Annotated in this window: 8 protein-coding genes; 3 read left to right on the top strand and 5 right to left on the bottom strand. The window is 71.9% G+C overall.

The genetic code is table 11. The features are described 5' to 3' along the window. Positions 1 to 142: 142 nt before the first annotated feature. From LADH09A_RS09695 to LADH09A_RS09680, 4 genes are read right to left on the bottom strand one after another with little or no spacing between them, the layout of a single operon-like run. Positions 143 to 2,644: a tetratricopeptide repeat protein gene (locus LADH09A_RS09695; RefSeq protein WP_238644545.1), complete on the bottom strand. Its 2,502-nt coding sequence runs from the start codon at positions 2,642 to 2,644 to the stop codon at positions 143 to 145. Beyond that, positions 2,641 to 2,988, bottom strand: a complete 348-nt coding sequence (locus tag LADH09A_RS09690) for a hypothetical protein (protein ID WP_238644544.1) — start codon at positions 2,986 to 2,988, stop codon at positions 2,641 to 2,643. Before LADH09A_RS09690 ends, LADH09A_RS09695 begins: the two co-directional genes overlap by 4 nt. A gap of 33 nt (positions 2,989 to 3,021) precedes the next feature. Further along, positions 3,022 to 3,654: a hypothetical protein gene (locus LADH09A_RS09685; protein WP_238644543.1), complete on the bottom strand. Its 633-nt coding sequence runs from the start codon at positions 3,652 to 3,654 to the stop codon at positions 3,022 to 3,024. Beyond that, complete coding sequence (locus tag LADH09A_RS09680; RefSeq protein ID WP_238644542.1) at positions 3,651 to 3,815, bottom strand: hypothetical protein; 165 nt, start codon at positions 3,813 to 3,815, stop codon at positions 3,651 to 3,653. Before LADH09A_RS09680 ends, LADH09A_RS09685 begins: the two co-directional genes overlap by 4 nt. 72 nt (positions 3,816 to 3,887) lie before the next feature. Between LADH09A_RS09680 and LADH09A_RS09675 the strand changes: the two genes are divergently transcribed. Continuing rightward, positions 3,888 to 7,976: a tetratricopeptide repeat protein gene (locus LADH09A_RS09675; RefSeq protein ID WP_238644541.1), complete on the top strand. Its 4,089-nt coding sequence runs from the start codon at positions 3,888 to 3,890 to the stop codon at positions 7,974 to 7,976. Positions 7,977 to 8,032: 56 nt separating this feature from the next. On the opposite strand, the gene LADH09A_RS09670 is transcribed toward LADH09A_RS09675, so the two are convergent. Next, on the bottom strand, positions 8,033 to 8,989 hold the full coding sequence (locus LADH09A_RS09670) for a hypothetical protein (RefSeq protein WP_238644540.1): 957 nt from the start codon (positions 8,987 to 8,989) through the stop codon (positions 8,033 to 8,035). A 436-nt stretch (positions 8,990 to 9,425) separates the two neighbouring features. Between LADH09A_RS09670 and LADH09A_RS09665 the strand changes: the two genes are divergently transcribed. Further along, complete coding sequence (locus LADH09A_RS09665) at positions 9,426 to 11,273, top strand: glycoside hydrolase family 15 protein (RefSeq protein WP_238644539.1); 1,848 nt, start codon at positions 9,426 to 9,428, stop codon at positions 11,271 to 11,273. A 64-nt stretch (positions 11,274 to 11,337) separates the two neighbouring features. Beyond that, entirely contained in the window at positions 11,338 to 13,671 is a 2,334-nt protein-coding gene (locus LADH09A_RS09660; RefSeq protein ID WP_238644538.1) for a HelD family protein, read from the top strand. Positions 13,672 to 13,689: the final 18 nt, after the last annotated feature.

Raw genomic sequence — 13,689 nt, 5'->3', positions numbered from 1 at the left:
TATCTCCCTGGGTTCTCGTCAGTGCGGACCATCGACAGCCGACGGACTCGGGCTACTCGACGCCGGTGTGGGCACCCTGACGGTAGCGCAACGCCGGGACCTTCCGATCGACGGTCTCCAGGCCCGCCGCGGACAGCTCGTGTCAGCTGTTGAACGACTGGGCACCCAACTCCCAGCGGCGCAGGTCGACCGGAGACTGCTGGGCCCGCATCGCCGCGATGTTCTCCCGCAGGTGACGCAGGTGCAGGGAGAACGCCTGCGGGTTCGCCCCGCCCCAACGGCCGAAGATCTCCTCGGCCTCGGCGTTGTACTGGAACGCCTCGGTGCGACGGTCCTGCTGCCAGAGGTATCCGCTGAGGTTCGCCAGCACGGCGGCCAGGTCGAGTTCGAAGGCCACCATGTTGGTCCGGACAAGGTCTCGGAGGATTCCCACCGATTCGTCGGCAGCCGTCACCGCGGCGCTCATCTGCTCCAGCTCGGCGTGGCGCAGGCTGACCGTGTTCAAGGTGAGCGCGAGTTCGGGACGGTACACCGAGGGCTCGTCGTCGCTGAGCCGGCGCCAGATCCGCTCCGCGCGACGGACGTTCTCCAGCGCCTCCGCGCCCCGGCCCTGGTGGGCCTCGATCACCGCCAGGTTGGCCAGGGCCCCGGCCAGGCCCCGCTCACTCCGCGCCGACCTGCGACCACCGGTGAACAACTCGACCGCCCGTCGACCCGCCACCTCGGCCTTCTGGTGCGACTCGACGTTCGACAGCCGGAGAGCGAGATTGTCCAACGCTTCCGCGAGCGCCCACCGGAACGACCCGGCCTCGTCGCCCGGACCCTGGGCGAGCGGGGTGAGCAGCTCCACGGCGCGTTCCGCGCTGGCCAACGCCGCGGGGTAGCGGTTCACGGCCGCGAGTCGGTGGGCCCGCAGGTGCAGGGCCAGGGCGAGCAGCGCGGACGTCTCCGCCGAGGCGGCGGCGGCCACCGCGGCCTCGCCGGCCGCGACGGCCAGGTCGGTCTGCTCCAGCGCCGCCTCACGGTCCCCCGCGTTGGCCAACCGACGCCCGTAGGCGATGTGCAACCGTGCCCGCTCGACCGGGTCCGGATCATGGGCCAGGCGGTCCGCGGCGAGGCGGGCCACCACCTCGCAGGCCACGTTGTCGAAGTCGACGTGACGCCGTGGCGGCAGGAAGGGCTCGATCCTCGCCAGCAGCCCGGCGTCCACGTCCGGCAGGTCGATGATCTTCGCGAGCACCGCCCCGCCGGCGGCGGTGGCGAACGCGGGGTCGGCACGCAGCGCCGGCACGACCACCGCGACAGCCACATGCGGCCAGTCGGCCGCCACCTCGACGAGCACGGTGAGCGCGCCAGCCCGGACCCGGGCGGCCTGCGCGCTGGACATACCCGCACCACGCAGCAGCGCGCGGACGACCCCGACCGCCCACGGCTTCGGGGCGTACGACGACCATCCGTGACCGGGTAGCGCCAGCGCCAGGTAGGCCTCCGCGAGGCGGTCGGGCTGCAACGGCTCCAGCACCCAGCCGGCGTTGCGGGGTGGGTAGCAGGTCGAGTGGTCGGCCAGGATCTGGGCCACCCTGCCCGGCTCGCTGCCCACCCCGGCGCAGCCAACGACCGCCTGCCCCACGTAGTACGGGACGGGACCGGCCAGCATCGCGACGAGGACCGCGCGGTCGAGCTGCTCGACCCCGCTGGTGACGGCGTCGCCGGCCGACAACTGCCGCCAGTGCCCGACCTCCCGGTCGAGCAGGTACCCGTACATGTCCACCAACGTGGAGGGCACCCGCAGGGTCCGATCGTGGCTGACGGCCACCGCGACCAGCGCGGCCAGCTGGAGGCTCAGCGCCGATCCGTACGCCGGGTCGGTCAGGTCCGGTACGCGCACCGCGTCGATGCGGGAATGTGAGACGAGCGCGGCGAAGCGGGCGGCGGCGGTGTGGAAGAGCCGCTCCCTGGTGTCCGGGTCGGGCGCCAACGGGGCCAGCTCGAACTCGCCGACGGCCATCCCCAGGTTGGCCCGCAGCCAGTGCCGCAACGCCTGCCACCAGTAGCCCACGGATCGGGCCAGCACCAGCACCCGGACCGGGCCGTGGCGGTGCAGTCGAGGATCGGTGAACAGCGCCCGCAGGTCGCTGGCGGGCCACCAGTCGCCGTAGTCGACGAGCACCAGGAGCCCGGCGGTGGCCCGCGGCCAGTCGCTCGTGCCGACCCGATCCGGCTCACCTGGATCAAGGTATGCCCGCAGCACCTCCCAGCCGGCCTTGCGCGCCGTCTCCGCCACCTGGTCGGCGAGGCGCGTCTTGCCCTGACCGCCCGGAGCGTGAACCAGCTGGACCGCGCGGTCCGGCCGGTCGCGGCTGGCGGTCAGCCACTCCCCCAGCGACCGCCGTTCCTCGTCACGGCCGAGGAACGGGACCACCCGGTGCCGGGCGTCGAGCAGCTCGGCGAGGCGCAGGGTCTCCGCCGGGCGCGGCGCCCTGCCGGTCAGGGCGGTCAGTCGATAGCGCGGCAGCCCGAGGGTGACGCCGCCATCGACGTACCCGGAGATGGCGATGCTGCCCGGGGCGTCCGCCCAGGCATCGCCGGTGTTGGTGAGGGAGTATCCGGCCGGGCTCGGCGCATCGGGGTGATCCCGGTTCATCGGGGGCGGCGAACGATTCCGCTGATCGCCTGTCCACCGTCGGCGGCCGTGGCGTCCCCGGTGCGGGAAACCTCCATGGGAGTGGTGTCGCCGGCCGGGGCGTCGATGCCCGAGTTGGCGTACCCGCTGCCCCGGGCCCGCGTCGCCCCCGTGCCGCGGGCGCGGACACCGGACCGGACCGCCGGGAGGGCGGCCCAGAGGGCCACCCCGACGCCAGCGATCCCCGCCAACGCGGACGCCGCGGTCGCGAACCTGCCGGCCGAGTCCCATCGCAGCACGACGAAGGCCAGCGCGGCGATCAGCAGCCCGGTGATCAACAACACGATGTGACGGCGCGATCCCATAGAGTCATGGTGACGTGCTCGTCAAGTGACGTGCTACCCGGCGGTCGCGGCAATGAACACCACCGCCCCGACCACCACCAGCGCGGAGGCCAGGAAGGTCTGTCGGCGGGCCTGGCGCAACGTCTCCCGAACCTGCCAGGCGTGCGCGGTGGTGAGCAACCACCGCAGGTACGGGTCGGTCCGGACGATGTTGCGACGCGCGACGTCGAGCCCCTCCCGCAGTGCCGCCCGCTCCTCCGGCGGGGCCGTCGGCAGGCGGGCGGTGATCGCTGCGGCGATCCGGCGGTGCCGCAGCAGGCCGTCGACGTCCTCGGCGTACCCGCCGAAGTGGTACCACGGCTCGGCCTGCAGCCGCTCGCGCAGCCCGCGCAGCTCCGGCCCGGCGAACGAGGCCGGCGTGGTCATCGGCGGGACGAGCACCTCGCTGGTCCGCCAGATCGCCCAGGCCACACCGAGCAGCGCCACCAGCAGACCGCCGCCCGCCCACGTCGCGTGCGCCCAGTCGTCGACCTTGCCGGCGGCGATCAGCGGGCCAGCGCCGAGCAGCAGCGCGCCTACCGCGCCGGCCGAGGAGATGATCCAGCGTGCCGCCGCCCGGCTGTCCGCGACCGAGTCCAACGGGGACGGCAGCGCGTCCAGCCCGCCCGTCGGCGGCTCCCCGGTCACTGGCCGTCGTCGCGACGGAAGACGACACCCAGCGGGCCGGTCTCGTCGTCGGGCAGATCGGTGTACGGCACCCAGTGCTGGCCGTCGAAGAACTCCAACTCGCCAACATCGTTGATCCGCACGGCATTGACCTGCGCAATCTCCTCGGGATTGTCAGCCATGGATACAGTATCGGTCAGCCCGGCAACGCGCCCCGGCATCGGGTCGTCTGCCGGCGACCGCAGGGAGCGTCTGTGATCCGGTTGACCGTCAGCGCGACCGACGTGGTCATTGCTGTCCGGGGCGAGCAGTGGCGGCACCCGGTGGGCCGGGCCGACCAACGCACCGCCGACCTGCTCTGGCGGCTGCGCGGCGACCCCTCGGTGGAGCTGTCGTACGAGGTCGGCGCCGCGCTCGGCCACCGCTTCCTCGACTCTCCCGGCGCGACCCTGCGCGCAGAGCTGGCCCGGCCCGGCCGGCACCGGCTCGGCATCGAGGTCACCGATCCGGCCCTGGCCGACCTGCCGTGGGAAACCCTGGTGGCACCCGGCGACGACCTGCCGCTGGCGCTGCACCCCGACGTCGACGTGTGCCGCACCGGCCCCGACACGGCGGCGCCCGCAGTCCGGGTGGAGGGCCCACTGCGGATGCTGGCGACGATCGCGAGCCCGGACGACTCCACCCAGCCGCTGCTGGACCACGAGCGGGAGCTCGGGCGGATCCTCGGCGCGGTGGAACCGGGGCACCGGCACGGAGTGCGGGTACGCGTCCTGGAGTGGGGCAGCACGGCCGCGATCCGGGCCGCTCTCACCGAGGAGCCGTTCCACGTCCTGCACGTCTCCTGCCACGCGAGCCCCGGCGCGCTGCTGCTGGAGACCCCCACCGGTGCGGAGGATCGGGTGGACGCCGCGCGGTTCCTGACCGAGGTGCTGCCGCCGGGCCGGACCGTACCGTTGATCGTGCTCGCCGGTTGCTCGACGGCCCGGCAGGGTCAGCGGGAGCTGCCCGGGATGGCCGGCGCGTTGCTGGCCCACGGCGCACCGGCGGTCCTGGCGATGAACGGGACGGTCAGCGACGGGTACACCATCGAGTTCTGCGCCCGCCTCTACGAGCGGTTGGCCGCCCGCAGCGAGCCGGAACTACTGGCGGAGGTCTCCGCCGTACGCCGGGAACTGGCGCCGGCCTCGGCCGAGTGGTGGATGCCGACGCTGTTCCTCGCCGACCCCGCGCTGCGGTTGGCCGGCGGGCGGGACGGCCCGGCCGTCGCCGGGTCGCCCGGCCAGTCGGTCGTCGCCGACGGCGTCGTACGCGCGCCCACGGACTTCGTCGGCCGGCGGGAGATCCTGCGCCGGCTGTCCCGCGGCAAGCTACGGGTCCTCGTGCACGGCATCGGCGGAATCGGCAAGACGAGCCTCGCCGCCGAACTCGCCCAACGGTTTGACGACGCGGGCGGCATCGTCGTGGCGACCAGCGGCGACGCCACTGTCGACGGGATCCTCGACGAGCTGCGCCGCCAGGTGGGGATCCGGTGCGCCCAGTCGGCGACCGCCCCGGACGACCCGCTGCGGCAACTCCTCGTCGCCCTCGCCGAGCCGGGCCAGGACTGGCGTCGACGGCTCGCGGCGAGTAACACCAGCGGCACGCCGCTGCTGCTCGTCCTCGACAACGCCGAGGACGCCCTGGACGCCGAGCACCGGCTGGCCGACGCGGACCTGGCCGCGTTCCTCGCCGACTGGGCGAGCCGGCACGAGCTGGTCGTGACCAGCCGGCACCCGTTCCCGGTCGCCGGCATCGAACACCACCACCTCGGCCCGCTCTACTGGCAGGAGACCCGCAAGCTGCTCTGGCGACTGCCCGGCGTCGGCCGGCTGGCACCGGCGGAACAGCAGCGGATGTGGCACCGGCTGGGCGGCCACCCGCGCGCGCTGGAGTACCTCGACGGCCTGCTGCGCGACGGCAGCGCCCGAGCCGACGAGGTGACCAGCCGGCTGACGGCGGGCGGCGGCAGCCCCGACGCCGGGCCGACCGGGATCGGCACGCCGCTGGCCGAGGCCGGCGCACTGGCCGCCGAGGACGTGTTGCTGCCCCGGCTGCTCGCCCGCCTGGACACCGTCCCGGCGGCCCGCCGGCTGCTGCTCGGCGCGGCGGGGTACCGCACCCCGGTGGACCGGGCCGGGCTCTCCTGGCAACTCGCCGACCCGGCGGACGGCGACGACCCGCCGCCGGAGTCGGCGGGGCTGGACGAGGCGGTCGAGATGCTGTCGCACCTGGGGCTGCTTGCCCCGGTGACCGGCGGCCACCTGGTGCACCGGTGGACGGCGACGAGCCTGCTGCGGATCGCCGGCCGCGACGCGGTCACCGAGTCACACCGCCGGGCGGGCCGTTACTGGGGCTGGCGGGCCCGGACCACCGCAGACCAGCACGACTTCATCCGGCAGGTCGTCGAGGCGCGATACCACCACCTGGCGGCGGGTGACACCGACGAGGTCATCACCTACTCGGAGCTGGCCTGCCAGGAGCTGCACGCGGCCGGGCACTGGGCCTGGGAGGAGAAGATCTGGCGGGAGCTTCTGCCGATGGCACCCCCGGGCTCGGCACGGGCGGCGAGTTTCCTCAAGGGACTCGGCGACGTTCACCTCAACCGGGGCGAGTACCCGCAGGCGACGGAGCGCTACCAGGCGGCGCTGGCCGTCTACCGGGACCTCGGCGACGACAGTGGGGTCGGCAAGCTGCTGCACCAGCTGGGCCTGGTCGCCGACAACCGGGGCGACCGGGCGACCGCGGACCGGCTGTACCAGGAGGCGTTGACGATCCTGAGCCGGCTCGGCGACCGCGGGGCTGTCTCCAGAACCCTGCACCAGCTCGCCGGCATCGCCCGGGGCGACGGCGACGCCGAGCTGGCCATGGCGCGTTACCTGGAAGAGCTGGCGATCGCCCGCGACCTCGACGACCTGGACGGGATCGCGGCGAGCCACCACCAGATCGGGATGCTCGCCTTCGAATCCCGGGACTTCGTGAAGGCGGAGCAGTGCATCCAGGTGTCGATCGCCACCTACGAGCGGATGGGCGTCCGGGTCGAGCAGGGCAGCGGGCTGGTGATGCTCGGGAGGATCGCCCTCGCCCGCTTCGCGTACGACACCGCCGAGTCCCGGGTCCGGGCCGCCCTGAAGATCTTCGAGGAGGTCGGCAGCAACGGCCGCATCGCGGAGTGCACGCTGCTGCTCGGTCACCTCTCCCGCGACCTGGGTGACCTCGAATTCGCCGAGAGTTGCTTCACCCGCGCCCGGATGATCGTCGCGGCCCTCGGCGAGGACCCGCTGCTACGCCGCTGCGACGAGCTGATCGGCCACGTCCGGACCGTCCTCGGGCGGGCTGCCGAGGCGGTGCCACACACCCTGAAGTCGATGGGCGGCGACGACGGGCCGCCGCACCAGTCGGCCCTGGAGTGGCTGGCCGTGCAGCGGCTGGAACTGGGCGCGCCGGCCTTCGCCGACCTGCTGGTCCGGCACCTCGGCCGGGCGCGGGCGGCGCACCGGGCCGAGCGGGTCGAGGCGTACCTTCGTTTCCGGTTTCCAGGTGACCACCCCACCCCGCTCGGCAGCGGGTACGTCCTGCTGGCCATCGCCGCGGCCCAGGCGGGCGAGTTCGGCACCGCCCGGATGTGTCTCCTGCGGGCGTTGCCGATCTGCGCTGCCGCCGGCTACCGGGCGGGGATCGCCAAGTGCCACGAGGACCTCGGCATGGTGGCGCTGGAGACCCGCCAGCTGGCCGAGGCCCGGTCACGCTACGAGCAGGCGCTGGAGGTCTACCGCGTGCTGCGCCACGAGCAGAACCAGGCCATCGTCCTGCACCAGCTCGGCCGGGTCTGCGAGGAGCAGGAGGACTTCGCCGGAGCGGACAGGTTCTACCGCCGCTCCATCACGATCAAGGAACGGCTGGGGAACCGCTCGGGCGTCTCCAACAGCACCTTCCACCTGGGCCGGGTGGCCGGCCTGCGCGGCGACCAGGCCCTGGCCGAGCGGTGCTACCGGACCTGCCTGCGGATCGACCGCGAGCAGGGCAACTGGGAGGAGGTGGCGCTGGACCAGGTCGCGATCGGTCAGCTGCGCGTCAAACAGGGCCGCCCCGCCGAGGGCATCCCGCTGATCGTCGAGGCACTGGCCATCGACCGGCAGATCGGGTCGAGGAACGCGGCGCTCGACCTGAACGCCCTGCGCGAACTGCGGGCCGGGCTCGGCGACGAGGCGTTCACCGCGATCCTCACCGACGCCTGCGGGCCGACCCAGGCCGGTCAGGTGCTCGACCTGATCGCGCTCCTACCGACCACGGCCGAGCCGACCTGACCGTCGCGGCTCCAGCCCCGATCGAACCCAGGCCTCCGTCGCGTACGCCGGAGCCTTCAGTCCACCTCGACAATCTCCACCGCAGGGGCGAAGTGGTGGACCGTCGCCGTGAGGCTCGGACGGTGCAGCCGCCAGAAGGTGGTCGGCCGGCTGTCGGCCAGTACGGCCGGGGGAATGTGCGCAACGGCGATCTGGTTCATCCGGCGCAGGCCGCGCGAACGCGCCGAGCCGGGCAGCGGCGGCAGGCCGGGGCGGCGCTGCAGGCCGAGGTAGGGAACCGTGGCCAGGCCGGCGTGTTGCGTCCACAGTACGACAGCCTCGATGTCGGACCACGGCACCACCGCGGTCTGCGAGGCCGGCCAGGGAGGTACGTGGCCGAGTGTGATCCCGGCCGCGTCGACGCGCAGCGCGACACGGCCGCTGAGGACAGCGGCGAGCCGCATCAGCAGCAACCCGCCGCCAGAGACTGCGGCAGCGAAGCCCGGGACAGGATCGTCACGGAGAATCAGGACCCCGACGGCGACAAGGACCGCACTGACGGGCACCAGCAGCAGGTCCTTGCGGGTGAAGCCGAACCGCGCCTCGTACACCTCACCTGGCTCGACCTTGCTGCGTTCGGCGGCCTTGACGTGGGAGAACGGCACTGTGGGCCGCTGGGTGACGGCCACGTAGGCGACGGCGCCCAACCATCCGGCGACCGCGAAGCTGACCACACCGTCCCACGGAAACGGGAGCCCGGCCAGAATCAGCCGATGGAGCGCAAGGTAGGCACCGATCGTCACCCCGAGGGCGGCGGCAAATGCCCACCAGCGATGCCGGGGCCGCACCACCACCTGCCACCAGAGCAGGACCAACGGGCCGCCCGGCGCCAGCACGGCCGGCCGCAGCCACAGCGCCGTGTCACTGCCCTTCAGCGCGCCGAGCGTGGCGATCAGGCCCAGCATGAGGGCCGCCGCGAGGGGCGGCCCCACAAACGCCCAGCGAAGGCGAATGGGTTTCGGTTCGTCCGGCACGGCGGGAACAGTACGCGGGCCGGTCCAGGCCTCCTGGCCGCGCGGGCACCGCCATCCGTCCGTCCTTGTCTGGCTTCGATGACCTGGCTCAGGCAGCTACCTGCGCGGAGCTGACGAACCAGGATCCCGATTCGACGTCGACGGGTTCCTCGACCCAGGGCTGCACGATGGCCGCGAGCTACCGCTTCAACCGGGGCAGGGCTGCTTCTCGGCGTACCCCCGCGCGGAGCGCAGAATGTCGCCCGACGGTGGCCGCGCCGCTCCCGCTAGCGCGACCGGCGGTGGGATCCGGCCAGGGGTCGGTCAGCGAGGCACCCGGCCGGGCGGTCGAGGCACCTCGGGCCACGCGACCGGGTGGCCGAACGTGAATCTCGCCTGACCCCACAATTCTTTCCCTAGGTTCGATGCGCAGGACGCAGCCGAACCGGGGAGAGACGTGGACAGCTATCCGGCGATCGAGGATCACGGGCTCATCGGCGACCTGCAGACCGCAGCGCTGGTGACGTGTGACGGGACGGTCGACTGGTTCTGCGCGCCGCGGTTCGACTCGCCGAGCATCTTCGCCGCGCTGCTGGACAAGGAGAAGGGCGGCTACTTCCAGATCGCGCCGCACGACACGCGGTACGTCACCAAACAGCTCTACCTCCCTGGCACACCCATCCTGATCACCCGGTTCATCAGCGCCGACGGCGTGGCCGAGGTGATGGACTTCATGCCGGTCACCGGCGAGCGGGTCACCGACGCGCACCGCCTGGTCCGCCTCGTCAACATGGTCCGGGGCAGCATGCGCTTCCGGGTGGAGTGCCGGCCGCGGTTCGACTACGCCCGCGAAGAGCATCAGCTGGAACGCCACCGCAACGGGTACGTCTTCCGCAGCCGGTCGGCGACGCTGACGTTCAACCCGGTCGACCCCGTGCGGCGGTTGATCTCCGAACAGGGTGACGTCCACCTCGAGGGCAACGACCTGGTCGCGTACGGCACGCTGAACGAGGGTGACACCGGCGGCGTGGTCCTGGAGACTGCCGGCACCGAGCCGCGGATCATCTCGCCGGACGAGGTCCAGGGCATGTTCGAGTGGACCCGGGACTACTGGCGGCGCTGGCTCGAACGCTCCCGCTACACCGGCCGCTGGCGGGAGATGGTCGAGCGCTCCGCGATCACGCTGAAACTCATGACGTACGCGCCGACCGGCGCGATGATCGCCGCGCCGACCGCCGCGCTGCCCGAACTGGTCGGCGGCACCCGCAACTGGGACTACCGCTACACCTGGGTGCGGGACACGTCGTTCTCGGTGCACGCGCTGCTCGGCCTCGGCTTCACCGAGGAGGTCAGCCGGTACATGAACTGGCTGGACGAGCGGATCCGCGAGGCCGGCGACCACCAGGACCCACTGAAGATCATGTACCGCGTGGACGGCTCCTCCGACCTGCACGAGGAGGTGCTGGACCATCTGGAGGGCTACCGCGGCTCCCGGCCGGTACGGATCGGCAACGGCGCCGCCGACCAGATCCAGCTCGACATCCACGGCGAGGCGCTCTACGCCATGCACCTCGCCGACGAGCAGGGCATCCGCGTCTCGCACCAGGTGTGGAAGAGCACGGTCCGGCTCGTGGACTGGCTCTGCCACAACTGGGACCAGCCCGACGCCGGCATCTGGGAGAGCCGCCACCACCCGCGCAACTACACCTTCGGCCGGGTGATGTCGTGGGTCGCGCTGGACCGGGCGATCCGGCTGGCCACCCGTACCGGTCGCCCCGGGGACATGACCTGCTGGACCGAGCAGCGCAACCGCATCTACGACCAGGTCATGGCCCGCGGGTACAACCGGACGCTCGGCACCTTCGTGCAGGCGTACGACGAGACCGTGCTGGACGCGGCGCTGCTCGCCATGCCGGCAGTCGGTTTCGTCACGCCGAGCGACCCGCTGTGGCAGTCCACCTTGCACGCGATCGAGCGTGAACTGGTCTCCGACAGCCTGGTCCACCGGTACGACCCGGTCCACTCACCCGACGGTCTTCCCGGTCACGAGGGCACCTTCAACATGTGCACCTTCTGGTACGTCGAGGCGCTGGCCCGTTCCGGGCGACTGGACGACGCCCGACTCACGTTCGAGAAGATGTTCACCTTCAGCAATCATCTTGGCCTCTACGCCGAGGAGATCGCCGCGACCGGGGAGCAGATCGGCAACTATCCGCAGGCCTTCAGTCACCTTTCGTTGATCAACTCAGCGCTGACACTCAATGACCTCCTCGACGAGGAGGCCGACGCCCGGCGTCGCCGGTAGCGCGGGCACTGTCGAATGCAGCCGCAGATCAGATAGCGACAGAACTGTCAATAGCAAATCACCATTGGGTGAGGTCACAAGCGACCCGGAACTGCAAGGCATTGAGATTCCGATCTCTGCCGACGGAGTTCCTGGCCGATCAGAGAAACGTTCCCTATGCTTGCCGCCGGAATGCACTGCGGCCCATCCGGGCCGAGGGGAACACCCATACAAGGATTTGCGAATGCGCCGGAATTCTGCTCTGCACAACGGCACTGCTGACGGGGGCGGAGTGACACCGGACGGCGAACCGTCGACCTCCACTCCAGAGGGCGCCGCGCGCCGATCCGCGGTCGCCGAGGAGCAGGCCTTTCTCGACGTGGCCACGGCCCGGCGCGACAGGCTGACCGAGCACCTGCAGGTCGAGCTTTCGTCGGAGGCCATGGACGCGGTGGAGCACTCCCGGCAGCGCATACTCCGCCAGCAGCACGAAGAGCTGCAGCGGGCTCGGGAAGGGCTGGTCTTCGGCCGCCTCGACGGCCTTGACGGCACCGTGCGACACGTGGGCCGGGTCGGTCTCCGCAACGATGCCGAGGACAGTGAGCCACTGCTGGTGGATTGGCGCGCTCCCGCAGCCCGGCCCTTCTACACCGCGACCGCGATCGACCCACAAGGTCAGGTACGCCGACGTCACATTCGCACGACGGGATCGACCGTCGTCGGGGTGGACGACGAGCCGCTGGACGGGACGATGACGGCGGAACTCGTCGGTGAAGGCGCCCTCCTGGCCGCCCTCGACCAGCGGCGCACCGGTGTCATGGCGACGGCGATCTCCACGCTGCAACGCGAACAGGACGACATCATCCGGGCGAGGGCCACCGGCCCACTGATCGTTCAGGGTGGTCCCGGCACCGGCAAGACCGTGGTCGCGCTGCACCGCGTCGCCTACCTGCTGTTCACGCACCGGAAGATGGCCGAGCAGGCGGTCCTGGTCCTCGGCCCCTCGCCGCGTTTCCTCCAGTACATCGGCCAGGTGCTGCCCGCGCTCGGTGAGACCGCCGTCGTCTCGGCGACCTGCGACACCCTGCTGGCCGACATCCGGGTGGGCCGCGAGGAGAGCCGGCTTCTCGCCGAGATCAAGGGCCGCGCCCTCTGGCAGCCCGCGCTCGAAGGCTACGTCGCGTCGCTGCTCCCCCGGGCCCGCGAGCTGAAGCTGCGCTGGGAGGGCGATTTCTACGTCATCGACGCCGCAACAGTGGCGCAGGCGCTCGCCTCGGCGGTGCAGGGACGCCCCTACCACCGCGCCCGCGCCGTGTTCGCCGAGCAGGTGCACCACCTCCTCGCCGACGCCGTCGCCGAGCAGCGCGAGACGCTGATGAACGAGATGGAGGAGGGCTTCGAGGACATCCTCGCCCGCGTCGACAAGGGCATGGGGCATGACGGGCACTCCGTCCGGACGTCGACCGGAAGTGATGTCAACGGACTGCTCTCCGAGGAGGAGATCGAAGACCTGCGTACCCGTATCGCCGGGAACGCCACCATCGCCCGGTTCGTCGAGGCATGGTGGCCCACCCTCGACGCCGAAACCCTGCTGAGTGACCTCCTGACCGACCGCGCCCTGCTGGCCCGGGTCGCCCCGCACCTGTCCCCGGAGGAGATCACCGCCGTCGCGGCCGAACCCGCCGCGTGGGCATCGAGCGACATCCCTCTGCTCGACGCCCTCGCCGACCTGCTCGGCGAGGACGAAGCCCCGCGACCACAGGGCGAGTTCGTCGCCGACCACGCTCTCCGGCAGCGCGGCTGGGTGTACGGGCACGTCGTCATCGACGAGGCACAGGAACTGTCCGAGATGCAGTGGCACATGGTCCTGCGGCGCTGCCCCAGTCGCTCCATCACCGCCGTGGGCGACATCGACCAGGCGGAGGCGGCGCACCGGCACACCAGCTGGGCACAGGCGGTGCGCGCTGCTTTCGGGGACCGCTGGACCGCGGCGGAACTGACCATCTGCTACCGGACCCCCCGTGAGGTCATGGACCTCACCGGACCGGTCCTGCGGAACGCTGGCAGCCACAACGCGCCACCGCGGGCGGTACGCACCTCCGGCATCGCACCCTGGGAGCGCACGATCACGCCCGCCGAGCTTGCCGGCGCCGCCGTCGAAGCTGTGCGACAGCTACAGCAACGGTGGCAGGGCGGCATGGTCGGCGTCATCGCCCCCGCCGCCCACATCGCCGCGCTTTTGGCCGTGCTGGGTGATGTGCCAGTGCTCACCGCGACCCAGTCCAAGGGACTGGAGTGGGACGCGACGCTACTCGTCGACCCCCAGGGCATCGCCGCCGAACCGCGCGGATGGAACGGCCTCTACGTCGCGCTCACCCGATGCACCCAGGAACTCGGACAGCTGATTCTCACGCCGTGAAAGCGACAGCCTCGGGAG

The sequence above is a fragment of the Micromonospora cabrerizensis genome (genome assembly GCF_022230955.1).
In the GTDB taxonomy this organism is placed as follows: domain Bacteria; phylum Actinomycetota; class Actinomycetes; order Mycobacteriales; family Micromonosporaceae; genus Micromonospora; species Micromonospora cabrerizensis.
This window is presented reverse-complemented; position numbering and strand designations above follow the sequence as displayed.